The 25,919-nt window shown below is 66.9% G+C and carries 26 protein-coding genes; 20 read left to right on the top strand and 6 right to left on the bottom strand.

Features of this window, described 5'->3' with window-relative positions; all coding sequences use genetic code 11:
• The first annotated feature begins 259 nt into the window (after positions 1 to 259).
• The 7 genes from MF607_RS13215 (at position 260) to MF607_RS13185 (ending at position 8,006) form a co-directional block, all read left to right on the top strand.
• Entirely contained in the window at positions 260 to 1,054 is a 795-nt protein-coding gene (locus MF607_RS13215; protein WP_242119513.1) for a thymidylate synthase, read from the top strand.
• Positions 1,051 to 1,530, top strand: a complete 480-nt coding sequence (locus MF607_RS13210) for a dihydrofolate reductase (RefSeq protein WP_242119511.1) — start codon at positions 1,051 to 1,053, stop codon at positions 1,528 to 1,530. The genes MF607_RS13215 and MF607_RS13210 overlap by 4 nt, the downstream gene beginning before the upstream one ends.
• A gap of 45 nt (positions 1,531 to 1,575) precedes the next feature.
• Positions 1,576 to 2,772, top strand: coding sequence for a dipeptidase (locus MF607_RS13205; protein WP_242119510.1), 1,197 nt, complete (start codon positions 1,576 to 1,578; stop codon positions 2,770 to 2,772).
• 9 nt (positions 2,773 to 2,781) lie between these two features.
• Complete coding sequence (locus tag MF607_RS13200) at positions 2,782 to 3,708, top strand: bifunctional riboflavin kinase/FAD synthetase (protein WP_242119507.1); 927 nt, start codon at positions 2,782 to 2,784, stop codon at positions 3,706 to 3,708.
• 443 nt (positions 3,709 to 4,151) lie between these two features.
• Positions 4,152 to 7,109, top strand: coding sequence for an isoleucine--tRNA ligase (gene ileS / locus MF607_RS13195; protein ID WP_242119505.1), 2,958 nt, complete (start codon positions 4,152 to 4,154; stop codon positions 7,107 to 7,109).
• The gene (lspA, locus tag MF607_RS13190) at positions 7,088 to 7,612 is read left to right on the top strand and encodes a signal peptidase II (RefSeq protein WP_242119503.1); all 525 of its coding nucleotides are present in this window, start codon (positions 7,088 to 7,090) and stop codon (positions 7,610 to 7,612) included. Before ileS ends, lspA begins: the two co-directional genes overlap by 22 nt.
• Positions 7,605 to 8,006: a DUF3035 domain-containing protein gene (locus MF607_RS13185; protein ID WP_242119501.1), complete on the top strand. Its 402-nt coding sequence runs from the start codon at positions 7,605 to 7,607 to the stop codon at positions 8,004 to 8,006. The genes lspA and MF607_RS13185 overlap by 8 nt, the downstream gene beginning before the upstream one ends.
• Before the next feature lie 450 nt (positions 8,007 to 8,456).
• Here MF607_RS13185 and MF607_RS13180 read toward each other — a convergent pair whose 3' ends face one another.
• The 4 genes from MF607_RS13180 to MF607_RS13165 form a co-directional block, all read right to left on the bottom strand.
• Complete coding sequence (locus tag MF607_RS13180) at positions 8,457 to 9,290, bottom strand: TorF family putative porin (RefSeq protein WP_242119500.1); 834 nt, start codon at positions 9,288 to 9,290, stop codon at positions 8,457 to 8,459.
• A 202-nt stretch (positions 9,291 to 9,492) separates the two neighbouring features.
• The gene (locus MF607_RS13175; protein WP_242119497.1) at positions 9,493 to 9,957 is read right to left on the bottom strand and encodes a RidA family protein; all 465 of its coding nucleotides are present in this window, start codon (positions 9,955 to 9,957) and stop codon (positions 9,493 to 9,495) included.
• Between the two features lie 33 nt (positions 9,958 to 9,990).
• A complete protein-coding gene (locus MF607_RS13170) occupies positions 9,991 to 10,614 on the bottom strand; it encodes an HAD family hydrolase (protein ID WP_242119495.1) in 624 nt (207 codons plus the stop codon).
• Positions 10,611 to 10,883 carry a DUF3572 domain-containing protein gene (locus tag MF607_RS13165; RefSeq protein WP_242119494.1) on the bottom strand — a complete coding sequence of 91 codons (273 nt, stop codon included), beginning with the start codon at positions 10,881 to 10,883 and terminating at the stop codon, positions 10,611 to 10,613. Before MF607_RS13165 ends, MF607_RS13170 begins: the two co-directional genes overlap by 4 nt.
• A 41-nt stretch (positions 10,884 to 10,924) precedes the next feature.
• Here MF607_RS13165 and MF607_RS13160 point away from each other — a divergent pair, with 41 nt between their 5' ends.
• A complete protein-coding gene (locus MF607_RS13160) occupies positions 10,925 to 11,305 on the top strand; it encodes a response regulator (protein WP_242119493.1) in 381 nt (126 codons plus the stop codon).
• Between the two features lie 145 nt (positions 11,306 to 11,450).
• On the opposite strand, the gene MF607_RS13155 is transcribed toward MF607_RS13160, so the two are convergent.
• On the bottom strand, positions 11,451 to 12,107 hold the full coding sequence (locus MF607_RS13155; protein ID WP_242119492.1) for a YoaK family protein: 657 nt from the start codon (positions 12,105 to 12,107) through the stop codon (positions 11,451 to 11,453).
• A 79-nt stretch (positions 12,108 to 12,186) separates the two neighbouring features.
• Between MF607_RS13155 and MF607_RS13150 the strand changes: the two genes are divergently transcribed.
• Positions 12,187 to 12,816: a trimeric intracellular cation channel family protein gene (locus tag MF607_RS13150; RefSeq protein WP_242119491.1), complete on the top strand. Its 630-nt coding sequence runs from the start codon at positions 12,187 to 12,189 to the stop codon at positions 12,814 to 12,816.
• Positions 12,817 to 12,866: 50 nt separating this feature from the next.
• Here the strand turns inward: MF607_RS13150 and phaR are convergent, their stop codons facing one another.
• Positions 12,867 to 13,436, bottom strand: coding sequence for a polyhydroxyalkanoate synthesis repressor PhaR (gene phaR / locus MF607_RS13145; RefSeq protein WP_242119490.1), 570 nt, complete (start codon positions 13,434 to 13,436; stop codon positions 12,867 to 12,869).
• A 91-nt stretch (positions 13,437 to 13,527) separates the two neighbouring features.
• Between phaR and MF607_RS13140 the strand changes: the two genes are divergently transcribed.
• From MF607_RS13140 to MF607_RS13090, 11 genes are all read left to right on the top strand, one after another.
• A complete protein-coding gene (locus MF607_RS13140) occupies positions 13,528 to 14,517 on the top strand; it encodes an alpha/beta fold hydrolase (protein WP_242119489.1) in 990 nt (329 codons plus the stop codon).
• Between the two features lie 29 nt (positions 14,518 to 14,546).
• Entirely contained in the window at positions 14,547 to 15,719 is a 1,173-nt protein-coding gene (locus tag MF607_RS13135; protein ID WP_242119488.1) for an acetyl-CoA C-acetyltransferase, read from the top strand.
• A 229-nt stretch (positions 15,720 to 15,948) separates the two neighbouring features.
• Positions 15,949 to 19,143 carry a TonB-dependent receptor domain-containing protein gene (locus tag MF607_RS13130; RefSeq protein ID WP_242119487.1) on the top strand — a complete coding sequence of 1,065 codons (3,195 nt, stop codon included), beginning with the start codon at positions 15,949 to 15,951 and terminating at the stop codon, positions 19,141 to 19,143.
• Positions 19,144 to 19,273: 130 nt separating this feature from the next.
• A complete protein-coding gene (locus MF607_RS13125; RefSeq protein ID WP_242119486.1) occupies positions 19,274 to 20,545 on the top strand; it encodes a glutamate-5-semialdehyde dehydrogenase in 1,272 nt (423 codons plus the stop codon).
• A gap of 31 nt (positions 20,546 to 20,576) precedes the next feature.
• A complete protein-coding gene (locus MF607_RS13120; RefSeq protein WP_242119485.1) occupies positions 20,577 to 20,837 on the top strand; it encodes a hypothetical protein in 261 nt (86 codons plus the stop codon).
• A complete protein-coding gene (locus MF607_RS13115) occupies positions 20,825 to 21,124 on the top strand; it encodes a type II toxin-antitoxin system RelE/ParE family toxin (protein WP_242119484.1) in 300 nt (99 codons plus the stop codon). The genes MF607_RS13120 and MF607_RS13115 overlap by 13 nt, the downstream gene beginning before the upstream one ends.
• Positions 21,121 to 21,744: a nicotinate-nucleotide adenylyltransferase gene (locus tag MF607_RS13110; RefSeq protein WP_242119483.1), complete on the top strand. Its 624-nt coding sequence runs from the start codon at positions 21,121 to 21,123 to the stop codon at positions 21,742 to 21,744. Before MF607_RS13115 ends, MF607_RS13110 begins: the two co-directional genes overlap by 4 nt.
• Before the next feature lie 35 nt (positions 21,745 to 21,779).
• A complete protein-coding gene (gene rsfS / locus MF607_RS13105; protein ID WP_242119482.1) occupies positions 21,780 to 22,133 on the top strand; it encodes a ribosome silencing factor in 354 nt (117 codons plus the stop codon).
• A 13-nt stretch (positions 22,134 to 22,146) separates the two neighbouring features.
• On the top strand, positions 22,147 to 22,569 hold the full coding sequence (locus tag MF607_RS13100; RefSeq protein ID WP_242119480.1) for a 23S rRNA (pseudouridine(1915)-N(3))-methyltransferase RlmH: 423 nt from the start codon (positions 22,147 to 22,149) through the stop codon (positions 22,567 to 22,569).
• A complete protein-coding gene (locus tag MF607_RS13095) occupies positions 22,566 to 23,720 on the top strand; it encodes a murein hydrolase activator EnvC family protein (protein WP_242119478.1) in 1,155 nt (384 codons plus the stop codon). Before MF607_RS13100 ends, MF607_RS13095 begins: the two co-directional genes overlap by 4 nt.
• A gap of 84 nt (positions 23,721 to 23,804) precedes the next feature.
• A complete protein-coding gene (locus tag MF607_RS13090; RefSeq protein ID WP_242119476.1) occupies positions 23,805 to 25,640 on the top strand; it encodes a methyl-accepting chemotaxis protein in 1,836 nt (611 codons plus the stop codon).
• The last annotated feature ends 279 nt before the right edge of the window (positions 25,641 to 25,919 follow it).

Below are 25,919 nucleotides of genomic sequence, written 5' to 3'. Positions count from 1 at the left end.
CCTGGGCCGGTGTGGTGACACACCGGCCCTTTTTTGTGTGCATCGGGCGTCGAAGGGAAGAAGATTGGGTTCGCGCGGAGGGCGCGGAGACGCGGAGGGGTTGCGTTCGAAGTTGCTGTTGCGCATCAGCGCTATCTACTCGCCTGCTGGCAGCGGGGATGAGGCCACTGGCGCGGAGGGACCGTGCCGCAAGCACCCCCTCCGCGCCTCTGCGCGAACCCCTTTTCCTTCTCCTGCCTTACGGCCTAAGACGACACCCATGACCCCCTATTTGGAACTGATGCAGCGCGCCCTGACCGAAGGCATCCCGACCGACGATCGCACCGGGGTCGGCACCCGGTCGGTGTTCGGGCACCAGATGCGGTTCGATCTGTCGGCCGGGTTCCCGGTGCTGACGACCAAGAAGCTGCATTTGCGCTCGATCATCATCGAACTGCTGTGGTTTCTGCGCGGCGACACCAATGTGCGCTGGTTGCAGGAGCAGCGGGTCAGCATCTGGGACGAATGGGCCGACGAACAGGGCGATCTGGGTCCGGTCTATGGCAAGCAGTGGCGCGACTGGGAGGCGGCGGACGGGCGGCATATCGACCAGATCGCCGAGCTGATCCACACCATCCGCACCAATCCCGCCTCGCGCCGACAGATCGTGACCGCATGGAATCCGGGCGAGTTGCAAGCGATGGCGCTGTCGCCCTGCCACTGCCTGTTCCAGACGCATGTCGCCAACGGCAAGCTGTCGTTGCAGTTGTACCAGCGCAGCGCCGACATCTTCCTCGGCGTGCCGTTCAATATCGCCAGCTATGCGCTGCTGACGCATATGCTGGCGCAGCAATGCGATCTGGGCGTCGGTGAGTTCATCTGGACCGGCGGCGACTGCCACCTCTACGAGAACCATCTGGAGCAGGCGCGCGAGCAATTGGCGCGGACGCCCGGGGCGCTGCCCCGGCTGGAGATCGCGCGGCGGCCCGACGCGATCGACGGCTATCGGCATGAGGATTTCATACTGCACGATTATGTCGCGCAACCGCATATCAAGGCGGCGGTGGCGATATGATCGATGCGATCCTCGCCCGCGCCGACAATGGCGTGATCGGCGTCGACGGGCAGCTGCCCTGGCATCTGCCCGCCGATCTGAAGCGGTTCAAGGCGTTGACCATGGGCCGGGCGATGGTGATGGGGCGCAAGACGTTCGAGAGCTTTCCGTCGCCGCTGCCCGGTCGACGCCACATCGTGCTGACCCGCGACCGCGACTGGCAGGCGGCCGGGGCGGAGGTCGCGTATGACGCCGACTCGGCAATCACGCTCGCCGGTCCGCAAGCGGCGGTGATCGGCGGGGCGGAGATTTTCGCGCTGCTGTTGCCGCGGATAGAGCGGGTCGAGCTCACCGAGATCCATGCGGCGCCGGAGGGCGATGCGGTCGTTCCGCCCTTTACCGGCTGGCAGGAAACGTGGCGCGAGGAGCACAGTCCGGACGGAGATCGTCCGGCGTACAGCTTCGTCACATTGCTCCGCCCGGCTGCCGACCGCTAAGGGACAGGTCGGCGTCGACCCGGCGCCGCAGGGATTAAACAACGGATGCGTAAGGCGGTTTGGTGGGGCGTCGCGCTGCTGGCGATACTGGCGGCCGCCTTTTTCTCGCTGGCGCCGGGGGTCGTCGAACGGTCGATGAACCGGGTCGAGCCGTCGGCCGCGCTGGCAAGGCGGATGGCGACGCCGCCCCGCCCGCGCTTCGCCGCGCCGATTGTCGACCTGCATGCCGACACGCTGCTATGGTCGCGCGACCTGCTGACGCGGGCGGCGCGGGGACAGGTCGACCTGCCACGGTTGCAGCAGGGCAATGTCGCGCTGCAAATCTTCTCGTCGGTGACGAAGACGCCGCGCGGGCAGAATTACGACGCGAACGACGGTAACAGCGACAATATCACCCCGTTGGTGGTCGCGCAGTTGCAGCCGGTGCGGACCTGGGGGTCGCTGCTCAACCGGTCGCTGTGGCACGCCACCCGGCTGCGGCGCGCGGCCAAGGCGTCGGACGGGCAGTTGCGGGTGGTGACCAGCGCACGGGAGCTCGACGCGCTGCTGGCGGCACGGGCGGCGGGCGGGCCGGTGCGGCCGGTCGGCGGCATGTTGTCGATCGAGGGGCTGAACGGGCTGGACGGCGACCTGACCAATCTCGACCGGCTGTACCGCAGCGGGTTTCGCATGGCCGGCCTGACCCATTTCTACGATAACGAGGTCGCCGGGTCGATGCATGGCGTGGCGAAGGGCGGACTGACCCCGTTCGGGCGGCAGGTCGTGGCGCGGATGGAGGCGATGGGCATGATCGTCGACGTCGCCCATGCCAGCCATGCCGCGCTGGCCGATGTGCTGGCGGTGGCAAAGCGGCCGGTGGTGTCGAGCCATGGCGGGGTGCAGGCGACGTGCAAGGTCAACCGCAACCTGACCGATGCCGAGGTGCAGGGCATTGCCCGGACCGGCGGGATCGTCGGCATCGGTTACTGGCCGGGCGCGGTGTGTTCGACCGATCCGCAGGCGATCGCCCGCGCGATTCTGCATGTCCGCGACATTGCCGGGATCGATCATGTCGCGCTGGGGTCCGATTTCGACGGGGCGGTGACGACCGGGTTCGACACGGCATGGGTCGCGCTGGTCGCCGAGGCGCTGCGCGCGCAGGGGCTGAACGAGGGCGAGATCGCCAAGGTCATGGGCGGCAACGCGTTGCGCGTGCTGCGCGCGGGCATGCAGCCCCTTTCGCCCATGCCCGCCGGACGCTAGGGGGCGGCGATGCAGCGTCTCGACGGAGGGGCGGCGATTCCGGCGGCGATGCGCGGGGGGATCGTCGCGCTCGGCAATTTCGACGGCTTCCATGCCGGGCACCAGGCGGTGGTCGCCCGCATGGTCGCGCGCGCGCGGGCCGAGGGGCGGCCGGCGATCGTCGCGACCTTCGACCCGCATCCGCGCCGCTATTTCCAGCCGCATCTGCCGCCGTTCCGACTGACCAGCCTCGACCAGCGCGAGCGGCTGTTCGGCGAGGCCGGGGCCGATGCGATGCTGGTATTCTGTTTCGACGCAGCGCTGGCCGGGCTGTCGGCGGAGGCGTTCGCGGCCGAACGGCTGGCCGCGATGGTCGGGGCGGCGGGAGTGGTGACCGGAACCGACTTCACCTTTGGCAAGGGCCGCAGCGGGGATGTCGCTGTGCTGAGGTCGCTGGGTGCGCAGTATGGCTTCGTCGCCGAAACGGTCGCGCCGGTCGGCGACGGACAGGCGGTGGTATCGTCATCGCGCATCCGCGATGCGCTGCGTGAGGGACGCCCGCGCGAGGCGGCGGCGATGCTGACCCGGCCGTTCGCGGTCGAGGGGGTGGTCGAACCGGGCGCGCAGCTGGGGCGACAGCTTGGTTATCCGACCGCGAACCTGTCGATGGGCAAGTATCTGCGGCCGGCATACGGCATCTATGCGGTGACCGGGCGGCTGGGCGATGGGCGGGTGCTGAAGGGCGCGGCGAACCTGGGCATCCGGCCGACGATCGCGGGCGAGCCGATCGAGTTGCTGGAGCCGTATTTCTTTGATTTTTCCGGCGATCTGTACGGGCAGACGATCGAGGTTGCGTTGATCGACTATTTGCGGCCGGAGGCGAAGTTCGAGTCGCTCGATGCGCTGAAAGTGCAGATGGCGCTGGACTGCGAGCGCGCGCGGGCGGTGCTGAGGTAGCGGCGGAAGTTGACGAAGGTGACACGGTTCGTGGGTTGCTTTCGGCGGTTCTTGTCTGTCTTTTGAGTGGCTTGACAGGGTGGATTGTCACTTTCGGGCGCTGAAGTTGGTCGCGCGGTCGGAAGAAGAGATTGGGTTCGCGCGAAGGCGCTAAGGACGCGAAGGGGTTGCGTTCCGGGCGATCCCGGTCGCTTCAGCGGTCTTTCGTTGTTTGGGTGGGCGACAGGGTCTCCCGGTCGTGGGCGGCTTGCCCCGGACGCGACCCCTTCGCGTCCTTAGCGCCTTTGCGCGAACAATTTCTGTCCGACGTGGCAGGGGGGGATCGACGATGCAAAGAACCTCGCCATCCTGACTGAATGGCCGGGTGTAGGAAAGCGCCTGCGATCGCCGCGATAGGAGCCGCTGGCGTAGCGGCGCGGGTTGGGCTAATCGCGGGCGCTCCTATGACCGATACGCCCGACACCACGCGCGACTGGCGCGACACCGTCTTCCTGCCGAAGACCGACTTCCCGATGAAGGCGGGCCTTGCCGCCAAGGAACCGGCGATTCTCGATCGCTGGGCGCGGATCGGGCTGTACGAGCGGCTGCGCGCCGAACGCGCGGGGCGCGAACGCTTCCTGCTGCACGACGGCCCGCCCTACGCCAATGGCGACATCCATATGGGCCATGCAATGAACAAGGTGCTCAAGGACATCGTCGTCCGCACCCAGTCGCTGATGGGCAAGGACGCGCCGTATATCCCGGGCTGGGACTGTCACGGCCTGCCGATCGAATGGAAGATCGAGGAAGCGTATCGCGCCAAGAAGCGCAACAAGGACGAAGTGCCGCCGGCCGAGTTCCGCGCCGAATGCCGCGCCTATGCCGCCAAATGGGTCGATGTGCAGAAGGGCCAGTTCCAGCGGCTGGGCGTGATGGGCGACTGGGAAGACCCGTATCTGACCATGAAGTTCGACGCCGAGGCGACGATCGCCGAGGAGTTGCTGAAGTTCGCGATGTCGGGCCAGCTCTATCGCGGGGCCAAGCCGGTGATGTGGTCGCCGGTCGAAAAGACCGCGTTGGCCGAGGCCGAGGTCGAATATGAGGATGTCGTGTCGACGCAGATCGACGTGGCGTTCGAGATTGTGGACGCGCCGAATGCGCCGGAACTGGTCGGCGCGCATGCGGTGATCTGGACGACCACGCCGTGGACGATCCCGGTCAATCAGGCTTTGGCCTATGGGTCTGAGATTGAGTACGGGATCGCTCGCGTAACCTTGCAGAACGGCGACGTAAGGCGCGTCCTCACTGCAACCCAGCTTTGGCCACAGTTCTACGCACGTGCGAGTGCCGGTCAGCAAGGCATGTTCGCTGGCGAGTACGTCACCAACGTTGAAGTTGAGGCGGTCGTCAAAGGCTCACAACTCGCGGGCGCCACTGCTCGCCACCCGATGCACGCGCGCGGTGGGTTCTTTGCGAAGCCGCGTCCGCTGCTGCCGGGCGACTTCGTCACGACCGATGCCGGTACCGGTCTCGTCCATATGGCGCCCGACCATGGCGAGGACGATTTCGAGCTGTGCAAGGCGCATGGCATCGAACCGGTGTTCGCGGTGCAGGCCGATGGGCGGTATCGCGACGACTGGGCGTGGCTGGGCGGCGAAGGTAGCGTCATCAACCCGAAATTCGTTGCCGCCGGGCGTGGTGGCAAGCTGGAGGAAGGGCCGATCTGTCGCGACCTGCGCGAGGCAGGCGCGCTGCTGGCGGCGTCGGACGACTTCGCGCACAGCTATCCGCATAGCTGGCGGTCGAAGGCGAAGGTGATTTTCCGCGCGACGCCGCAGTGGTTTATTCCGATGGACCGGGCTTCTTCTAAGCCCTCTCCCCTTCAGGGGAGAGGGTTGGGAGAGGGGGTGTCGGGTGACCCGTTGCTCGATGTGACCAACCTCTCCGCACTTCCCCTCTCCCCGACCCTCTCCCCTGAAGGGGAGAGGGAGAGTAATGGCGCTACCCTCCGCGAGATCGCGATGGATGCGATCGAACGGACGCGGTTCGTGCCGGAGAAGGGGCGCAACCGGATCGGGGCGATGGTGTCGGGGCGGCCGGATTGGGTCATCAGCCGGCAGCGCGCTTGGGGCGTGCCGATCGCGCTGTACGTCAACCGGGCGACCGGCGATTATTTGCGCGATCCGGCCGTGAACGAGCGCATCCTGGCCGCCTTCCGTGAGGGCGGGGCCGATGCGTGGTATGCGGCGGATCATCAGGCGCTGCTCGGGCCGGATTACGCGCTGGCCGATTATGAGGTCGTCACCGACATTCTCGACGTGTGGTTTGATTCGGGCTGCACCCATGTCTTCACCATCGAGAAGCGCTTTGGCGAGGGCACGCGGGCCGACCTGTATCTCGAAGGGTCGGACCAGCATCGCGGCTGGTTCCAGTCGTCGTTGCTGGAGAGTTCGGGCACGCGGGGACAGGCACCGTACAAGGCGGTGCTGACCCACGGCTTCGCGCTCGACGGCAATGGCCGCAAGATGTCGAAATCGCTCGGCAATGTCGTCGATCCGTTGAAGGTGATCGGCGAATCGGGCGCGGACATATTGCGGCTGTGGGTCGCGCAGACCGATTATTTCGAGGATGTGCGGATCGGCAAGGAAGTGCTGGCCGGCACCGGCGATACCTATCGCAAGCTGCGCAACACCTTCCGCTACATGCTGGGCGCGCTGGACGGCTTCGGCGACGACGAGCGGGTGCCGGTCGCGGAAATGCCGGGGCTGGAACGCTATGTCCTGCATCTGCTGGGGCAGCTCGATACCGAGTTGCGCTCGGCGGCGGAGGCGTTCGAGTTCAACCGCTATGCCCGCGCGCTGACCGATTTCGCCAACGAGGACCTGTCGGCCTTCTTCTTCGATATCCGCAAGGATTCGCTCTATTGCGACGCGGCCGACGACGTGCGGCGGCGGGCGTATCGCACCGTGCTCGACATATTGTTCCACGCGCTGGTCCGCTATGCCGCGCCGATCCTGGCGTTCACGGCGGAGGAAGTGTGGCAGGCGCGCTTCCCGAGCGAGGACGGGTCGGTCCATCTGCTCGAATGGCCCGAATTGCCGCAGCTGCCCGCCGACCAGCCGCTCGGCACCGAATGGGCCGATGTGCGCCGGCTGCGCCAACAGGTCACTGAAGCGATCGAGCCGTTACGTCGGGCCAAGACGGTGCGTTCCAGCCTTGAGGCCGAGGTCACCGTGCCGACGCTGCCGCTGCCGGCGGACGAACTGGCCGAGCTGTTCATCGTGGCGAAAGTCGGCCAAGCCGATGGCGAGATCACGGTGACGCGGACCGGGGAAGCCAAGTGCGGACGCTGCTGGCGGCATCTGCCGGACGTGGCGACCGACGGCGATCTGTGCGGGCGATGCGCGAAGGTGGTGGCGTGATGCGGAAGATGGCGATCGGGATCGCGCTGCTCGTCTTCGCGGTCGACCAGCTGGTGAAATACTGGGTCACCGGGCCGATGGGCATCGACTATCCGGGCGCCGAGCTGAACGTGTTGCCGATCTTCACGCTGCGCTTCGTGCAGAATTTCGGCGTGTCGCTGGGGCTGTTGCAGGCGGGGAGCGAGACCGCGCGCTGGGCATTGGTGGCGATGACCGCGCTGATCGCGACCGGGGTGGCGGTGTGGATCCGGCGCGAGACGCAGCGCCCCGAGCTGATCGGGCTGGGGCTGGTGCTGGGCGGGGCGCTGGGCAATATCGTCGACCGGGTGCGCTTCGGCTATGTCGTCGATTATGCCGACCTGCATGTTTTCGGCTACAGCCTGTTTCTGGTATTCAACATCGCCGATGCGGCGATTTCGATCGGCGTCGTGATCCTGCTCGTCCGGGCATTGTTCACGCCCAAGCCGAAGACCGACGTTCCTGTGGAGAAGGCCAATGCGTAACTTCATCATCCTCGGCAGCCTGGGCCTGATCCTTGCCGGGTGTCAGGGCAATGCCCTCAACCGGTCGCGCCCCGATGAATTCGCGGTCGCACGGCAGGCGCCGCTGGTGATCCCGCCCGATTATTCGCTGGTACCGCCGCAACCGGGCGCGGCGCGCCCGCAGGACACCGCCGCGTCGACTCAGGCGATGCAGGCGCTGTTCGGCGGCCCCGCCCCGCGCAGCGCGACCGAGCGGCTGACGCTGGAACAGGCGGGCAATGCCGATGCCGATACCGGCATTCGTTCGGGCGTGGCCGATCCGGGGACCAATGTGATCGACAAGGGATCAACGACCCGCGACATCATCGCGGCACCGGCGGGTGATGGACAGACGGCGCGGACGACCACGCCGTAAGGGTTTGCGTCGGTTGGCGTGCGAAAAGGCCGGCTGCCAGAGAGGCGGCCGGCCTTTTTTGTTTGTGCCCTACCCCCTCCCCGTTCGCTTCGAGCGGAGGTTCGAGCCTGTCGAGAAGAGTAGTCTAGAAGGCGGCGGCACAAGCGGGCGTGTTCTCGACGAGGGGCGGGTCGGATTGTCCCCCAGACAATCCTGAACCATGCGGGGCATGGTTCACCCGACCCTCTTCTCGACAAGCTCGAAGCTGCTCGAACAGAACGGGATGACGGGAGGTGCCAAAGGTCGCTTGCGAACCTGTGTTTCGCCCCTACCAGCAACGTCACCCCAGCGCAGGCTGGGGTCTCCTGGGACAAGGGTGTCCTGCTATCCGCAGGAGAGCCCAGCCTGCGCTGGGATGCCGTCGGGATGGACCGCAGTCCGGTTGGCGGGCGGCGTTCCGCCCGCCCCCGATCAGAACGCCGCGGTCAGCGACACCACCACCGTGCTCGCCGCGATCGGGCTGCCGTTGGTGGTCTTGCTGAAGTTCGGCTCGATATATCCCGATTCAGCGCGCGAGATGTCGGTGTCGACATAGGCCACGCCCAGCGTCAGATTCTTGTAGGTATAGTCGGCGCCGATCAGCCAGTCCCAATATTTGCCGGTGGGGGCGAGGCTGGTGCCGTTCGGGCCGAGGCCGGGATTGCCGTCCGAATAGCCGATATGCGCCTTCAGCGTGACCGGCGTTTCGGGGATGCCGGCGGCGGCGTCGCCCGAGAGATACAGGTTCTTCTGGCGGCTGCCGTCGCCCGCGACCGGCGGCGTCGCCGATGCGGTGAAATAGCCGAGCGAGGTCTGCTTGGGCGCGTAGAACACGCCAGCGGTCAGCGTGGCGGGACCCGCGGTGCCCGACAGCTTGCCATAGAATTCGACGACGTCGGTTTCGTCGGCACCGCCCGGATAGGTGTACCAGGTGACGCCGGCATCGACGGTCGCGGTGCCGAAGGTCTTCTTGTAGCCCGCGATCAGATCGAGTTCGAGATTGGCGCCGCCGAACGTGCCCCAGCCGGCGAGGTTCGAACCCCAGGTGCCGATATAGACGCCGCTTTCATGGGCGATGGTGATGCCGCCCTGCACCGCGACGTTCTTGTCGCTCTGCGACACGCCGCGGAAACGATAGTCGGACGCGACCGAGGCGCTGCCGCTGATCGTGATCGGTTCGGGCGGTGCGGTTTCCTCCTGCGCAAAGGCAGGCATCGCGGTGGTGGCGGCCAGGACGACGGCCGGAAGGAAGGTCGAGAATCGCATCGTAAACCCTTTCTAGGTTCCGTGGTGATTCTCCTGCGTTCGAACGTCGCCGCGATTCGGTGGACCTTTCCGGCCCGTGCGGTCTGACGCCCTGCGACCGAATATGTCCCAGCGTGCCGCGCCGCACAACGGAAATTGCTTGTGAGACACACGGCGACCCGCCGCTGTTGCGCGATCGCAACAGCGGCGGGTCCGGAAAGGCTTATGCGCGGATGGCGAGGATCGCGTCGATCTCGACCACGGCGCCGAGCGGCAGGACGGGCACGCCGACCGCGCTACGGGCGTGGCGGCCGGCATCGCCGAACAGCTCGACCATCAGTTCCGATGCGCCGTTGGCGACCTTGGGCTGGTCGGTGAAGGTCCCGGCCGAATTGACGAACACGCCGAGCTTCACGACGCGCTCGATCCGGTCGAGGCTGCCCAGCGCCTTTTCGGCCTGGGCGAGGATCATCAGCGCGCATTTCTGCGCGGCGCTGGTCGCATAGGCGAGGTCGCGGTCTTCGCCGGCGCGGCCGGTCATCAGATTGCCGTCCTCGAAGGGCAGCTGGCCCGACAGGTGGAGCAGCCCGCCGGCCTCGACCGCCGGAACATAGGCGGCGACCGGGGCGGCGGCGGCGGGGAGCGAAAGGCCGCGTTCGGCCAGCTTTGCGGGGATGTCATATGCCATGGATGCGTTCCTTTCCGTTGATCGGGGACGAGGTCAAGCCTGTGCGCCACGCCCTTCGGCAAAGCGGGCCTCGATCCAGCCCTGCGCCTCGACCCAGTCGTCGATGCGGGCATGGGCGGCGGGCGCCGGGGCGACATGGACGGCGAGGTCGGGTTCGGACACCATGTGCAGGCGGAAGACCTGCGGCGCGGTGTCGGCGACCGACTGGTGATGGACCGCCAGGTCGTCGACGAACACGGTGACGCTGGGGCCATATTCGGCAACCAGCCGTGCGACCGGCGGGCCCTTGCCCCCCTGATTGCATTCGACCCGGTGGACGATGCCGTGCGTCGCAAGCTGATCGATGCGATGGGTGCGGCAATGATCCTGCAGGTTGGTCAGGACGACGATATCGGCCTGTTCGGCAAGCGCGGCCAAGGCTTCGCGCGCATGGGGGACCAGCGTCTGTCGCGCCATTTCGGCGGGGAAGAAGCCGTCGAGCAGGCCCCACATTTCGAGCGGTTCGAGCGTCGTGCCGTCCGCGCGCGTCATCGATTCGGCGAAGCCGCCACCGTGCAGACGGAAGTCGATCGCATGTGCGTCCTTCAGCCAGCTACCGAAATGGCGGACCATGTGCAGCAGGACTTCGTCGCAATCGGTGATGAGCAGCGGTTTCATGCATTCTCCAGTTCGGCGCGGGCACGCACCAACGCCGGCGGCGGCACGTCCAGCGCATCGGCGCAGGCGATCAGATCGGGTTCGTAGGATTCGAGATGGGCGAGCACCTGTACCAGAAATGCCGGCTGTCCGGCACGCTCGCGCAGGTCGGCCGGGTCGACGCCGGTCAGCGAGAGGAAGCGCGACGCACGGCCTTCATCGCCGATGATCCAAGCAAGTGCTTGTAAAGCAAGTGTCGCTGCGTCAATATTTGTCTCACGCTGTCGCATCGCCTACACCGTCCCCACGATCATCAAAGGATGCAACGCGCGTGGCAAAAAGGGTACTCGTTGTCGAGGACAACGAACTGAACCTGAAGCTGTTCTGCGACCTGCTGCGCGCGCATGGCTATGATACCGAACCGGTCCGCGACGGGCGCGAGGCGGTGACCCGCGCGCGCGGCTTCCTGCCCGACCTCATCATCACCGATATCCAGTTGCCGCATATGACCGGGCTGGAACTCATCACCATGCTGAAGGGCGATACGCGGCTGCGCACGATCCCGATCATGGCGGTCACCGCCTATTCGGGGCGCGACGATGAGGACCGGGTGCGCGCGGCGGGGGCCAACGCCTATGTGACCAAGCCGATTTCGGTGGTGCGGTTCATCGGTGAGGTCCGCGGGTTGTTGCCGTTGGAGGGGGAGGCCTGACGCCTTCCGCCACGTCCCCGGCCCCCGTTCGCTTCGAGCGTGTCGAGAACCGCAGTCGAGAAGGGGTGCCCCAAGCGAGGCGTTCTCGACGGACGCTTCTCGGCAGGCTCGAAGCTGCTCGAACCGAACGGATTGCGTGGATATGCTATTGCAGCTCGACGCGCGCGACCAGCATCGTCAGCAGCGCCGACAGCGCGGCGACGACCCACAAGGCCGCCAGACCCAGCCAGTTCCAGCCGATCGCGCCGATCGTCACTCCGGCGACGAAGCCGAGCCACAACAGCGCGTCGCGGCGCAGGCCGGGAGCCGAGCGGTCGCCGAGCAGGCGACGGGCGAGGCGCTGGCCGATGCGGACCAGCGTACCGGTCATATAGGTCAGGCCGATCCGAACCTCGCCATCGGGGGCGACGACGCCGTTCTGCGCGCCCATCGCGCCAGCCAGCATCAGCATGGCGAGCGTCAGCGGTGCGAAGGCTGCCATCGCAGCGCCGATCGCGAGCATCAGCGTGACGAGGCCCATCACCGCCTCCGCCCGCCGCCCCTGCCCCAGCCGTTCGGCCGCCGCCGCGCCGGCGATGGTGCCAAGCATCGCCCCGGCGACGAAGGACAGGACCAGCGCGGCGGCGGTGGCGGCGGTATAGTCCCAGCCATGGGCGAGGCCGACGCCGAAACGGGTCGAATTGCCGCTCATGAACGAGGCGAAGAAGCCGCCAAGGCCGCTGAACGCCAGCGCGTCGACGGTGCCGGCCAGCGCGGCCAACAGGACGGTGGTAAGCGTGGCGGCGGAGGACAGGCGTCGCATGGCGTTCCTTTGCCCGATCGGGCGGTGGTGCGGCAAGCACCCCCTCGCCACTCGGTGTGCCGTACGTTAGCGAAGCGCCATGGTTCCTTCTCCGCAGGCGCTGGGGCAGATGCTCGGCGCGCTCGACATGATCGGTATCGCGGTGTTCGCGGCGTCGGGCGCGCTGGCGGCGACGCGGGCGGCACAGACCTTCGTCACTGCCGCCTTCTTCGCACTCATTACCGGGGTCGGTGGCGGGACGGTGCGCGACCTGCTGATCGGGGCGCCGGTGTTCTGGGTCCATGGATCGCCGGTCGCGGCGATCTGTGTCGGGATGGCGTTGCTGGTGTGGTTCACCCCCGAACGCTGGTGGCATGACAAGGCGCTCGACTGGCTCGATGCGGCAGGGCTGGCGGCGTACGGCGTGTTCGGCGCAGCCAAGGCGCTGACCTATGGGGTGCCGCCGCTTCAGGCGGCGCTGATGGGGGTGCTGACCGCGTGCGTCGGCGGCATTATCCGCGACGTGCTGGCCGGCGTGCCGTCGATCCTGATGCGACCCGAGCTATATGTGACGGCGGCGGCGCTGGCGGCGGGGCTGCATGTGGTGCTGGTGGCGGCGGGGCTGCCACCGTTCATCGCCGCACTGCCGGCGGCGACGGCCGGGTTCGCACTGCGCGGGGCGGCGATCCGGTTCCGCATCGCACTCCCGGCCTATCGGGGGAAGCGTTAGGATTTTGCGGCCCGTTGAACGCCGTTCGTCCAGCCCCCTCCCCGCCCGGCTCAACCCAGCTTGTCGACCTTGTCCTGCAACCGCGCCAGTTCGGCGCGCAGCGCGGCCATTTCGTCGACCTTCGCGGCCGGCGCCTCGGTCGAGGTCGCTGGGGTCGGGGTCGGCGTGCCGGCCGCGCCCGGCTGGAACGCATGGGCCGCCGCCTCGAACATCGCGAGGTTGCGCTTGGCGATCTCGGCGAAGGGCGAATGGGCGAAGGCGCCCTCGACCGCGGTCTTGAACTGTTCCTGGTTGCGGCGGAAGCTGTCCATCGACGCCTCCAGATAGCCCGGGACCATCGCCTGCATCGAATCGCCGTACAATGTGATGAGCTGCCGCAGGAAGCTGACCGGCAACAGCGTCTGGCCCCGGCTCTCTTCCTCCATGATGATCTGCGTCAGCACATTGTGGGTGATGTCGTCGTCGGTCTTGGCGTCGACCACCTTGAAATCGCGATGCTCGCGCGTCATCGCCGCCAGATGCTCGAGCGTGATGTAGGACGACGTCTCGGTATTATACAGCCGACGATTGGCGTATTTCTTGATGATGACGGGGCTGCCGTCGGCCGCTGCCTTCTTCATGCGAAATCCTTGCGCGAAAGATATGCTCATGGCTACACCGGTTGATACCGCGCCGCAACACGGGCCACGGCCTTTACCGTTGTTTCTCTCGATGTTGCGCAGCGAAACCGCCGACGACCCCGCCCGGCGCGCCCGTGCGCTGGCCGGCCTGCGCGCCTATCAGGACGCGCCGCGCCTGCCGCGCGCGGCGATGCCCGACCCGGTCGCGCGCGACGGCCGGATCGTGCTGCGCGATTATGGCGGGACCGGGCGACCGGTGGTGGTGATCCCGTCGCTGATCAATCCGCCCTTCGTCCTCGACCTGTCGCCCGACAATTCGCTGCTGCGCTGGCTGGCGGGACGGGGGTTGCGGGTGCTGCTGGTCGATTGGGGGACGCCGGGGCCGGCGGATCGATCGATGGACCTTGGCGATCATGCGCAGGCGGCGGCGCGGTTGTGCGCGACGCTCGACGTGCCCCCGCTGCTGGTCGGATATTGTCTGGGCGGCACGATCGCGCTGGCCGCGGCGGGGTTCGTCGATACCGCCGGCATCGCGCTGATCGCGACGCCGTGGCATTTCGCCGGCTTTGGCGAGGCGACGCGCGCGGCCATCGCCGATCAATGGACGATGGCGCAACCGACCGCCGAACAGATGGGGCTGGTGCCGATGGAGTTCCTCCAGGCGATGTTCTGGCAGCTCGATCCGGGACGCACCGTCGACAAATATGTCGCCTTCGCCGATCTCGATCCCGCATCGGCGAAGGCACAGGCGTTCCTCGCGCTGGAGGACTGGGCCAATGCCGGGGCGCCGCTTCCCTATGCGGCGGGACGCGAATTGTTCGACGACCTGTTCGACGCCAACCTGCCGGGCGGCGGGCGCTGGCAGGTCGCGGGCGGCGTAGCCTCCGCCACGCACGCCGTGCCGATGGTCGAGTTCGTCGCCGAAAGCGACCGGATCGTCCCCGCCGCCAGCGCGATCGGCCTGCCCGACCGGCGCATCGTCCCCGCCGGCCATGTCGGCATGATCGTCGGCAGTCGCGGACGAAGCGTCCTTTGGGAACCGCTTGCACGCTGGCTAAGCGACGCGCCCCACATTAAATAGCCTGCGAAGCTTTAGGAGAAGGATTGCCCATGACCGACGCCGTCATCGTTGCCGCCAAGCGTACCCCCGTCGGAAGCTTTCTCGGCGCCTTTGCCGCGGTGCCCGCGCACGAACTCGGCCGGCAGGCGATCGCCGCCGCGCTGACCCAGGCCGGCGTCGCGCCCGAGGACGTGTCGGAAGTGATCCTCGGCCAGGTGCTGACCGCCGGGCAGGGGCAGAACCCGGCACGGCAGGCGTCGATGGCGGCAGGCGTGCCGAAGGAAGTCCCGGCATGGGGGCTGAACCAGGTGTGCGGATCGGGGCTGCGCGCGGTCGCGCTGGCGGCGCAGGCGATCCAGACCGGCGACGCGACGATCGTGGTCGCGGGCGGACAGGAAAGCATGTCGCTGTCGGCACATGCCGTACAGATGCGCGCCGGCACCAAGATGGGTGACGGCACGATGGTCGACACGATGATCAAGGACGGGCTGACCGACGTCTTCAACGGCTATCACATGGGCATCACCGCCGAGAATCTGGCCGAGCAATATCAGGTGACCCGCGCCGAGCAGGACGAATTCGCCGTGCGTTCGCAGAACCGCGCCGAAGCCGCGCGCGGCGAGGGCCGCTTCGCCGACGAGATCGCGCCGGTCACGATCAAGGGCCGCAAGGGCGACACCGTGGTCGATCAGGACGAATATATCCGTGCCGGCGCAACCATCGACGGCGTGTCGGGGCTGCGCCCGGCGTTCAAGAAGGACGGTTCGGTGACCGCCGCCAACGCATCGGGCCTGAACGACGGTGCCGCCGCGCTAGTGGTGATGTCCGCCGACGAAGCCGCCAGGCGCGGCCTCGAACCGCTCGCCACGATCAAGAGCTGGGCGACCGCCGGCGTCGATCCGTCGATCATGGGCATCGGCCCCGTCCCCGCCTCGCGCCGCGCGCTGGAAAAGGCGGGCTGGAGCGTCGACGATCTCGACCTCGTCGAAGCCAACGAAGCCTTCGCCGCACAAGCGCTGGCGGTCGGCAAGGACATGGGCTGGAGCGCGGACAAGGTGAATGTGAACGGCGGCGCGATCGCGATCGGCCACCCGATCGGCGCATCGGGCGCGCGCGTGCTGACCACGCTCCTCTACGAAATGAAGCGCCGCGACGCGAAGAAGGGGCTGGCGACTCTGTGCATCGGTGGCGGCATGGGTATTGCGATGTGCGTCGAGCGGTAACCAACCTATTGTAACGAAGTGTTGCCGTGTAGCATTATTATAATAATTTAGCGCAACTTTTATTAAAGTTGCAGATGCTGCACGGCGACATAGTCCATTTGTTGTAATCGTGTCACAACTGGCTGACAAATAAGGCGTTTTGCAGCGTAGCCGCTTGCCAACGCCGTTTATAATCTTTTTCCTGAGCCCCAACGCGGGTTTTCATCGCGCGTTAAAACGGGGCAATTTCATGAACCTACACCGACTTCTCGGTGCGACGGCGCTTGCCGGTTTCGCACTGCTCCCAAGCTTTGCTCTCGCACAGGCACCGACAGACGATGCGGGTCAACGGCCGGCCGACTGTATTGCGGGCGATTCCCGTGCCGAATGTCAGGCAGCCGTTGACGACACCAGCGAGATCATCACCGTCACCGGTTCGCGCATCGTCCGTGCGGCCAATCTCGATTCCGCCAATCCGATCGTCTCGGTCAGCCTGCAGGAATTGACGAACAACGGTAACGTTTCGCTGGGCGACGCGCTGAACACGCTGCCCGCGCTCGGCGCAACCTACAGTTCGGCCAACTCGACCCGCTTCATCGGTACGGCGGGGCTCAGCCTGCTCGATCTGCGCCGGCTCGGGACCACCCGCACCCTCGTGCTGCAAAATGGTCGCCGTCACATCACGGGTACGCCAGGATCGTTCCAGGTCGACATCAACACCATTCCCGTCGACCTGCTCGACCGGGTCGACACCGTCACCGGCGGCACCTCCGCCGTCTATGGCTCGGACGCGATCGCGGGCGTGGTGAACTTCATTACCAAGCGCGATTTCGAAGGCGTCCGGTTGCGCGGACAGGGCGGCGTTTCGGATCGCGGCGATCGCGGCGCCTATTTCCTGAGCGGCACCGCCGGCAAGAATTTTGCCGATGGTCGGGGCAACATCGCCATCAACGCCGAATATTCCTTCTCGGACGTACTGTACAACACCGATCGCGACGACCTGACCGGCGCCTATAGCGGGCGTTCCCAGTTCAACGCGGTCGAGAATACCGGCCCAAACCTGAACTCGTCGGCGGGTCAGATCCGCGGATCTGAATCTGCGCTCGGCAACGGCATTCCCGATCAGGCGTTTCTGTTTGGCGTACGCAACGGCAATATCTCGGAAGGCGGCATGTTCATCGCCGGTTGCCCGACGGCCGCAGCAACCGGGGAGTCGGCGGCGGCATTCGCGGCGCGGCGCGCGGCGGCCTGCTCGGGCATTCCGGCACCCACCAGCGCCAATCCGCTGGCACAATATGGCCGTGCGTTCGGATTCCTGTCCGATGGCACGCTCCAGGCAAATAATTGCCTCAACGACCTGCGCTTCACGGTCGCAAGCTCGAATTGCGTTGGCGGCATCGGTTCGACGTTGCGCCTGACCGGCATGCTGCAACCGCGTATCGAGCGCTATGGGGCCAATGTCCTCGCGCATTTCGACGTGTCCGACGCCTTCCGCCCGTTCGTCGAGGCGAAGTGGATCCGGATCAATTCGCTTCAGGAAGGTCAGCCGACCTTCTACAACAACTCGTTCAGCATCAATAACCCGTATCTGTCGACCCAGGCGCGCAATCAGCTCACCTCGGTCCTCGCGCCCGGCGCGACGACGTTCGCTGCGCAACGCTTCAACGTCGACTTCGGCGCGCGCGGCGAAGATCACCGGCGCGATACCTATCGGATCGTCGGCGGTGTCGAAGGGACGTTCAACACTGACTGGAAGTATGAAATGGCCGTGAACTACGGCCGCGTCGAAACCTTCTATTCGACGGCGGGCAACGTCCTGCAGGCGCAATATTCGCGTTCGATCAACGCCGTACGGAACTCTGCCGGCCAGATCGTCTGCGCGGTCAATGCCGATGCGAACACCGCCAACGACGACGCGGCCTGCGTACCGGTCAACCTGTTCGGTAATGGCAACGTATCGCAAGCGGCGCTGAACTATTTCGGCTACACTTCCACGCGCGAGGAATGGGCCGACCAGCTCAACGCAACCGCCTATGTTTCCGGCAACCTTGGTCAGTTGTTTGAACTGCCCGGTGGTCCGATCGGCTTTGCGGTTGGCGGCGAGTACCGGAAGGAACGGGCATACGCGGCCTATGATCCGACCACCGCGGCAGGTCTGACCTTCCTGAACGCCATTCCGGCGTTCGATCCGCCGGCGTTCGTATCGAAGGAAGCCTTTGCCGAAGTCCGCGTACCGCTGCTGAGCGAAACCTTCATCCACGAACTGTCGCTCGAAGGTGCCGCACGCTATTCGGATTACAGTGTCGGCGATATCGGCGGGACCTGGACGTGGAACCTGGGCGGCGTGTTCGCACCCGTCCGCGATGTGCGTTTGCGTGCCGGCTATGGCAGTTCGGTCCGCGCACCGACCCTTGGCGATCTGTTCACGGCCAATGTGCAGACCTTCGCGAACAGCTTCTCGGACCCGTGCGGCCGGCAGAACATCAACAATAATCCGAACCGCGAACGCAATTGCACCGCCGCCGGTGTTCCGTTGACCCAGACCTTCAACGGAACGACCGAACCCTTCACCAACGTTCCGACGTCGGGCATCTCGGGTTTCAACCGGGGCAATCCCGCTTTGCGCGAGGAGCGGTCGAACAGCTTCACCGTGGGCGCCGTGTTCCAGCCGCGGCTATTGCCCGGCTTCTCGGCGTCGTTCGACTATTACAACATCCGCATCAACGACGCGATCAACTCGTTGGCCGGCCAGACGATCATCAACCAGTGCTATGACAATCCCAGCGGGATCGACAATGAGTTCTGCGCAGTGGTGTTCCGTCGGCCGGACGGAACCTTTGCCGGCCAGCAGAACGTGACCCATGCCGGCGGCGTCGTATCGCTGCCGCTGGATGGCCCTTCGTTCTTCTCGCAACCGTTCAACTACGCGAAGCTCGAAGCGTCGGGAATCGATGCCGATATCGGATATAATACCAATCTGGGCGGCGAGACGCGCATGACGCTGCGTGCGCTGGTGACCTATGTCATCAAGCGGAACAACTTCACGGACATCGCCGATCCGACGTTCCGTACGCGTCAGTTGAGCCAGGTCGGCGATCCGCAATGGCGCGCCAACGTGCAGACGAACTTCGACTTCGGCGTGTTCGATCTGAACTATCAGCTGCAATATGTGGGCAAGCAGACGATCGGTGCGTTCGAAACCCAGAATGCGTTCGACGGTCGTCCGGCACAGAACCCGGATGCGTTCCCGTTCGTCTACTATCCGGAAATCTTCTACCACAATCTTCGGATCGGCGCGTCGGTGAACGATCGGTTCCGTCTGTATGGCGGGATCGACAACATCACCGACACGCTGCCACCATTGGGACAACAGGGCACCGAAGCAGGCAGCCTCTGGACCAATACCGGCCGTTACATGTATGTCGGGTTCGAAGCGAAGTTCTGATCCGACCAGTAGATGACGATCCTGGGGCTGCCGTAACGGTGGCCCCTTTTCATATAGGACGCTGCGGCAGCGACTGGACGGTGCCACGATATTCCGCGATGCGCGTTCCGCACGCGATGGAGGATCTTGCATGTCGACTGCCCGGACGATTGCCGATCGGATTGTTCCGATCGCCGCTATGGGCAACGTCGCGCGCGGGGCGGCCCAAATTCTTGCGGCAACCCCGACAACAACCAAAGCCGCCGCGCTCCGCCGCGCCGCCGCAGCCATCCGCGACGACGCCGCCGCCATCCTCACGGCCAACGCACGCGATATTACCGCTGCGCAGGCGAACGGCCTGTCGGGCGCCCTGCTCGACCGGCTGCGGCTCGACCCGGCCCGGCTGGAAGCGATGGCGGCGGGGGTCGTGGCGGTGGCGGGACTGGCCGATCCGGTCGGCGAGGTCATCGACCGCAGCGAGCGGCCCAACGGGCTGGTGCTGACGCGGGTCCGCGTGCCGATCGGCGTGATCGGCATCATCTACGAAAGCCGGCCGAACGTTACCGCCGATGCCGGGGCGCTGGCGGTGATGGCCGGGAACGCGGCGATCCTGCGCGGCGGGAGCGAGGCGATCCACAGCAATCGCGCAATCCACGCGGCGATGGTGCGTGGGCTGGTCGCGGGCGGACTGCCGGAAGCGGCGGTGCAACTGATCCAGACGACCGATCGTGCGGCGGTCGGCGCGATGCTGGCGGCCGAAGGGCTGATCGACCTGATCGTGCCGCGCGGGGGCAAGAGCCTAGTCGCGCGGGTCCAGGCCGAGGCGCGCGTGCCGGTGCTGGCGCATCTCGACGGGCTGAACCACAGCTATGTCGACCGCGCTGCCGATCCGGCGATGGCGCGGGAGATCGTCGTGAATGCCAAGCTGCGGCGGACCGGCGTCTGCGGCGCGACGGAGACGCTGCTGATCGACCGCGCCTATGCCGATCCGCTGCCGTTGCTGACCGGGCTGCTCGATGCCGGCTGCGAATTGCGCGGCGATGCCGAGGTGCGGGCATTGCACCCCGATATCCTCGAAGCGAATGAAGACGACTGGGACACCGAATATCTCGACGCGATCCTGTCGGTAAAGCTGGTCGACGGGGTCGACGACGCGATCGCGCATATCGCCGCGCACGGATCGCACCATACCGATGCGATCGTCACGGCCGACGAAGCGACCGCCGAGCATTTCCTTGCGCGCGTCGATTCGGCGATCGTGATGTGGAACGCTTCGACCCAGTTCGCCGATGGCGGCGAATTCGGGCTGGGCGCGGAGATCGGCATCGCCACCGGCCGACTGCATGCGCGCGGCCCGGTCGCGCTGGAGGGGCTGACGACGTACAAATGGATCGTGCGCGGGACCGGTCAGACCCGGCCTTGATGGCGGGGGTCGCGCGGCATAGGTTGTCGGAATGGAAAAGACCTCGCTGACCGCTTCGATCGACATCGAAACCGCCGCCATCGTGCAGCGGCTGGCGACGGCGCGGGGCCAGTCGATCGGCGATGTTGCCGCGACCCTGCTGCACGATGCCGCTGTGTCGGAAGAACGCCTGTTGGACGCAGCACAGGTCGGACTGGATGACCTGCGACACGGCCGAACGATACCCCATGACGTCGTGATGCAGGAACTGGATGCGATGATCGCTCGCCATCGCGCACGATGCCAGGACTGATATGGACTGCCTCCGCCCTTCGCGACCTGGCCGATCTCGACGTCTATCTGATTGAGCAGGATGCCTTCCCATCGGCGGTACGGATCATAGGCGACATTCGTGCAGCGGCTGATCGCTTGTGCGATTATCCCGGCATCGGTCGGTGGATTGCCGAAGACGTCCGGGCTTGGCCTGTGGCCCGTACCGCCTATGTCCTGCTCTACACCGTCGAGCCGGACGACGTAGCCATCCTGCGTGTCCTGCACGAACGCCGGAATTGGCGTGACGAGCGGTCTTCATTGGCATGAGCCGCATCGGCCTGCTCGGCGGATCGTTCAACCCGGCCCATCGCGGCCATCGCCGGGTGTCGCTGGCGGCGAAGCGCGCGCTGGCGCTGGACGAAGTGTGGTGGCTGGTTTCGCCGGGCAACCCGCTGAAGCCCGCCGCCGGCATGGCGCCGCTCAACGCACGGCTGGCGTCGGCACGGCGGGTCGCGCGGCATGCGCCGATCCGGCCGACCGCGATCGAACGGCGGCTGGGCACGCGCTACACCATCGATACCTTGCGCAAACTGGTGCGGCTCTACCCGCAGCATCGCTTCATCTGGCTGATGGGCGCGGACAATCTTGCGGAGTTTCACCGCTGGCGCGACTGGCGCGGCATTGCGCGGACGGTGGCGATTGCGGTCGTCGCGCGTCCGGGCTATGATGGCCGCGCCCTCGCTAGTCCTGCGATGGGCTGGTTGCGGCGCCATGCGCGGCCCGCAGGCCAGGCGAGACGATGGACGATGTGGAGTTTGCCGGCGCTGGTCCGTTTGCGCTTCCGCCCCGATCCAACTTCGGCGACCGCGATCCGCGCCGCCGATCCCGCCTGGCACCGTCGGGTAATTCCACCCGCCCGGTCCGGCGCACAGGCCCCTGAAAGCTGATACCCTTGCCGACCCCTACCGACCCGACCGATGCCATGAGCGAGACCGAAGCGCTGCACCGCATGGTGCTCGCCAGCCTCGACGACGACCAGGCGGTCGAGACGGTGTCGATCCCGCTCGCGGGCAAGTCGAGCATCGCCGATTACATGGTCATCGCCAGCGGCCGATCGAGCCGGCAGGTGGCGTCGATGGCGACCAAGCTGGCCGAGCGGGTCAAGGCCGAGTTCGGCCGCCCGTCGCGCATCGAAGGGTTGCCGACCGCCGACTGGGTGCTGATCGACACCGGCGACGTGATCGTCCACCTCTTCCGCCCCGAAGTCCGCACCTTCTACAATCTGGAGCGGATGTGGGCGTTCGGCGATACGCTGAACCCGACCGCGCACGCATAAAGCCTGTCCGCCCGTGCTGCTGCATATCGTCGCGCGCGGGCGGATCGGGCGTGGTCCCGAGGCCGAACTGATCGACCGCTATCTGAAGCGAGTCGGCTGGCCGACGAAGATCACCGAACTGCCCGATAGCGGGGGCAAGGTACCGCCGGTCGACCCGGGCACGCGCATCGTGATGCTGGACGAAAAGGGGCGCGACCTGCCGTCGATGACGTTCGCGACGCAGCTGGGTCGCTGGCGCGACGACGGGGTGCGCGAGACCCGGTTCCTGCTGGGCGCCGCCGATGGCTTTGACGATGCGCAGCGGGCACAGGCCAACCTGTTGCTCGCGTTCGGACGGGCGACATGGCCGCATCTGATGGCGCGGGCGATGCTGGCCGAACAATTGTGGCGCGCGACCAGCATCCTGTCCGGCCACCCCTATCACCGCGAGGGATGAGGCGCGCGCTCGCCCTGATCGTCGCTCTGGCCGCGCTGGCGGGTGCGGCGGCGTGGGCGCAGGACGATCCGGTCGCGGCGGGCCGCGAACGGCTGGAAACCGCCCGCCGGGCAGCGGCGGCGGCGAGCGCGAGATCGCAATTGCTCCAGCGCGCCGCGCGAGCCGCCAGCGCCGGGGCCGCGCGTAGCCGCGCCGCACAGGCGGCCCTCGCCGCGCGCATCGCCGCTGCCGAAGCCGATCGCCGCACCGCACAGGCGCGCGTCGCACTGATCGGCGAATTGCTTGCCCGGCGTCGCGGCGAGCTGGCGACCCGACAGGCACCGGTGGCGCGGCTGGTTGGGGCGTTGCAATCACTTGCCAGCCGCCCGGCATGGCTGGCGGTCGCGCAGCCCGGATCGACCGACGATCTGGTCCATGTCCGCGCCGTGCTCGGCACCGTTGTGCCGGCGATGCAACGGCGCACCGCCGCCGTCCGTACGGCCATTGCCGATGCGGCGCGCTTGCGCGCGCAGGCCGGTGTCGCGCTCGCGGCACTGGCGGCCAGCAATGCGCGGTTGGAGAATGAGCGGCTGGCGCTGGTGCACGCGGAGGCGGCACAACGGTTGCGTTCGCGGGCTTTGGCGCGCGGTGCGCTGATCGAATCGGACCGGGCGATCGCGCTGGGCGAACAGGCGCGCGACATCGTCGACCGGCTGGAGGAACTGGGCGAGGCGGTCGACACCCGCGCTGCGCTCGCCGCCCTGCCCGGGCCGCTTCCCCGGCCCGATGCCGCCGCTCCGGCACTGCCGCCGCCCGCCTATCGCCTGCCGGTCCGGGGCAGCGTCGCGACCGGGTTCGGCGAAATCAGCGACAGCGGCGTGCGCGCGCGCGGGCTGACGCTGACCGTCGCGCCGGGGGCCACCGTCATCGCACCGGCGCCGGGACGAATCGCGTTCAGCAAGCGGTTTCGCGGTTATCGCCGGGTGGTGATCCTCGACCATGGTGATGGCTGGACGACGACGGTCTCCGGTCTTGCCGCAAGTGTCGGGCCGGTCGACGCGCGCGTCGCCGCCGGTACCCCGATCGGTCGCGCGCCGCTGGGCGACGGGCCGCCGGTGACGATCGAGCTGCGTCGCCACGGCGTACCGGTCGATCTGGCGGCAATGCTGTAGCGCGCGCAGTCAATGGCGCGATAACCGTATATTATCCGATCAGGGCCCAGATCGTACCGAACGAACGAATCGGAGTAGGCCCGCGTGCAATCGATCAACCGGATGGTATTGGCGGCAATCGCTGCGATCGCGCTGCTGGTATTGGGGTCGGCAGGCGCGAGGGTCTGGTCCAACGGCCGCCAGTCCGACGCGCGCGCCAGTATCAGCGAGGGAACGGCGCTGCTGCGCAACCACATGACCGCCGACATGATGCATGACGCAATCCGAGGCGATGTGCTGTCGATATTGCGGGCCAGCTCCGCCGGCGATCTGGACCTCGCTGCCAACCGCAAGGCGCTGGCCGATGATTCGGCGGCGCTGCGCAAGGCGCTGGCGGCCGATGCAGCTTATGCCGATGCCCCCGCCATCGCCGCACGCGCGCGCCAGATCCAGCCATTGGTCAACGCCTATATCGCGACCGCCGAACGGATCGCAGATGCCGCCGCCGCCAATCCGGCCCGCGCCACGGCGCTGCTGCCCGGCTTTCTCAAAGCCTTCGAAACGCTGGAGGGCGGGATGAGCACCCTGTCCGATGCGATCGAAGCGCATCTGGCCGAGGTCAGCGCCGAGGCGAACGCGATCGCCCGAACGGCCAACATGCTACTCGTCTTCACCACCCTCGCGACGCTTGCCGTCATCCTCGCCATCGGCTTCGCCACCCGCCGGTTCGTCGTGGTGCCGCTGCTGGCGCTGGTCGAGGCGCTGAAGCGGATGACGTCGGGCGACATGGCGGTCGCGATCCCGGCCGGCGGCCGGCGCGACGAACTGGGCCAGCTGGCCGACGCGACCGGGGCGTTGCGCGATCAGCTGGTCGCCGCCGAACGTTCCAAGGAGGAGCAGACGATGTTGATCGTCGACAGCTTCGGCGCGGCACTGACGCGGCTGGCGCAGGGCGATCTGGTCTCGCGCGTCGATGCCGAGCTGACCGGGCCGTTCGCGCGGATCAAGGCGGACTTCAATTCCGCCGTCGCGGCGCTGCAATCGACGCTGGCGACCGTGACCGAAGCCGCCGGCAGCATCAACAACGGCGCCGACGACATCCGTCAGGCGTCCGACGACCTGTCGCAGCGGACCGAACAACAGGCGGCGAGCCTCGAAGAGACCGCGGCGGCGATGGACGAGATCACCTCGACCGTTCGCGAAACCGCCGCCGGCGCGGCACAGGCCAACCGCATCGTCAGCGAGGCGCGCGCCGAGGCGGACCAGTCGGGCGAGATCGTCCGTCGCGCGATGGAGGCGATGCACGGCATCGAACGCGCCTCGGCCGAGATCAGCGACATCATCAGCGTGATCGACGGCATCTCGTTCCAGACCAACCTGCTGGCGCTGAATGCCGGGGTGGAAGCGGCCCGGGCGGGCGACGCGGGCAAGGGCTTTGCCGTCGTCGCCAGCGAGGTCCGCGCGCTGGCGCAGCGCTCGGCCGATGCCGCCAAGGACGTGAAGACCCGCATCACCGCATCGTCCAGCCAGATCGACACCGGCGTACAGCTGGTGGTCGATACCGGCGACGCTCTGGCGCGGATCATCAGCCGCATCGGACAGATCGACGAACTGGTCGCCAGCATCGCCGCCTCGGCCGAGCGGCAGGCGACGGGCCTGCACCAGATCAACACCGCCGTGTCGGAAATGGACGGCATGACGCAGCAGAATGCGGCGATGGTCGAGGAAGCGACCGCGGCCGTGCGCAGCCTCGCCTCCGATGCCGACGGCATGGCGCGGCAGATCAGCAGCTTCCGCCTCGGCGACACCGGGCATCGCATCGCGCCCGTCCGCGCCGTCCCGGCACCCGCCCCCCGTCCGGCGAACGTCGTCCCGATGCGTCCGCACGTCGCCGGCAACACCGCGCTGGCGGTAGCGGAGGACGACTGGTCGGCATTCTAGGGCCGGATCGCTTTCGTCGAATTAAAGTCCCTCGGCGACACCTTGGACTCGATTGAGACCTCTGCGAAAATTCTCCGCTTGTCCCGGCGCCCTTGCGTACCCCGGCGAAGGCGGGGGTCCAGAGCCAAGCAAAACAAGGGTTTGCTGGTGTCGTCCTGAACCCCCGCCTTTGCGGGGATATGGTGACACGGACTTTCGCAGCGATCGCGACTTCATCCGGACCGACGACATGGTCGGGGCCAGTTCGATACCGGCGTCTGCAGTCGGCTTTGCCCGGTC

The sequence above is a fragment of the Sphingomonas lacusdianchii genome (assembly GCF_022664395.1).
Taxonomy (GTDB): domain Bacteria; phylum Pseudomonadota; class Alphaproteobacteria; order Sphingomonadales; family Sphingomonadaceae; genus Sphingomonas; species Sphingomonas lacusdianchii.
The sequence above is the reverse complement of the archived record's forward strand: the minus strand, read 5'-3'. Positions and strand labels throughout refer to the sequence as shown.

Bases quoted from the DNA above. Each gene is read 5' to 3' on its own strand.
- lspA (WP_242119503.1), top strand. From the start codon at position 7,088: ATGCGCGAAGGTGGTGGCGTGATGCGGAAGATGGCGATCGGGATCGCG.
- MF607_RS13130 (WP_242119487.1), top strand. From the start codon at position 15,949: ATGAACCTACACCGACTTCTCGGTGCGACGGCGCTTGCCGGTTTCGCA.
- rsfS (WP_242119482.1), top strand. From the start codon at position 21,780: ATGAGCGAGACCGAAGCGCTGCACCGCATGGTGCTCGCCAGCCTCGAC.
- ileS (WP_242119505.1), top strand. From the start codon at position 4,152: ATGACCGATACGCCCGACACCACGCGCGACTGGCGCGACACCGTCTTC.
- MF607_RS13120 (WP_242119485.1), top strand. From the start codon at position 20,577: ATGGAAAAGACCTCGCTGACCGCTTCGATCGACATCGAAACCGCCGCC.
- MF607_RS13150 (WP_242119491.1), top strand. From the start codon at position 12,187: ATGGTTCCTTCTCCGCAGGCGCTGGGGCAGATGCTCGGCGCGCTCGAC.
- MF607_RS13155 (WP_242119492.1), bottom strand. From the start codon at position 12,107: ATGCGACGCCTGTCCTCCGCCGCCACGCTTACCACCGTCCTGTTGGCC.
- phaR (WP_242119490.1), bottom strand. From the start codon at position 13,436: ATGAAGAAGGCAGCGGCCGACGGCAGCCCCGTCATCATCAAGAAATAC.
- MF607_RS13170 (WP_242119495.1), bottom strand. From the start codon at position 10,614: ATGAAACCGCTGCTCATCACCGATTGCGACGAAGTCCTGCTGCACATG.
- MF607_RS13185 (WP_242119501.1), top strand. From the start codon at position 7,605: ATGCGTAACTTCATCATCCTCGGCAGCCTGGGCCTGATCCTTGCCGGG.
- MF607_RS13115 (WP_242119484.1), top strand. From the start codon at position 20,825: ATGCCAGGACTGATATGGACTGCCTCCGCCCTTCGCGACCTGGCCGAT.
- MF607_RS13200 (WP_242119507.1), top strand. From the start codon at position 2,782: ATGCAGCGTCTCGACGGAGGGGCGGCGATTCCGGCGGCGATGCGCGGG.
- MF607_RS13095 (WP_242119478.1), top strand. From the start codon at position 22,566: ATGAGGCGCGCGCTCGCCCTGATCGTCGCTCTGGCCGCGCTGGCGGGT.
- MF607_RS13125 (WP_242119486.1), top strand. From the start codon at position 19,274: ATGTCGACTGCCCGGACGATTGCCGATCGGATTGTTCCGATCGCCGCT.
- MF607_RS13215 (WP_242119513.1), top strand. From the start codon at position 260: ATGACCCCCTATTTGGAACTGATGCAGCGCGCCCTGACCGAAGGCATC.
- MF607_RS13110 (WP_242119483.1), top strand. From the start codon at position 21,121: ATGAGCCGCATCGGCCTGCTCGGCGGATCGTTCAACCCGGCCCATCGC.
- MF607_RS13180 (WP_242119500.1), bottom strand. From the start codon at position 9,290: ATGCGATTCTCGACCTTCCTTCCGGCCGTCGTCCTGGCCGCCACCACC.
- MF607_RS13205 (WP_242119510.1), top strand. From the start codon at position 1,576: ATGCGTAAGGCGGTTTGGTGGGGCGTCGCGCTGCTGGCGATACTGGCG.
- MF607_RS13165 (WP_242119494.1), bottom strand. From the start codon at position 10,883: ATGCGACAGCGTGAGACAAATATTGACGCAGCGACACTTGCTTTACAA.
- MF607_RS13140 (WP_242119489.1), top strand. From the start codon at position 13,528: ATGTTGCGCAGCGAAACCGCCGACGACCCCGCCCGGCGCGCCCGTGCG.
- MF607_RS13175 (WP_242119497.1), bottom strand. From the start codon at position 9,957: ATGGCATATGACATCCCCGCAAAGCTGGCCGAACGCGGCCTTTCGCTC.
- MF607_RS13135 (WP_242119488.1), top strand. From the start codon at position 14,547: ATGACCGACGCCGTCATCGTTGCCGCCAAGCGTACCCCCGTCGGAAGC.
- MF607_RS13210 (WP_242119511.1), top strand. From the start codon at position 1,051: ATGATCGATGCGATCCTCGCCCGCGCCGACAATGGCGTGATCGGCGTC.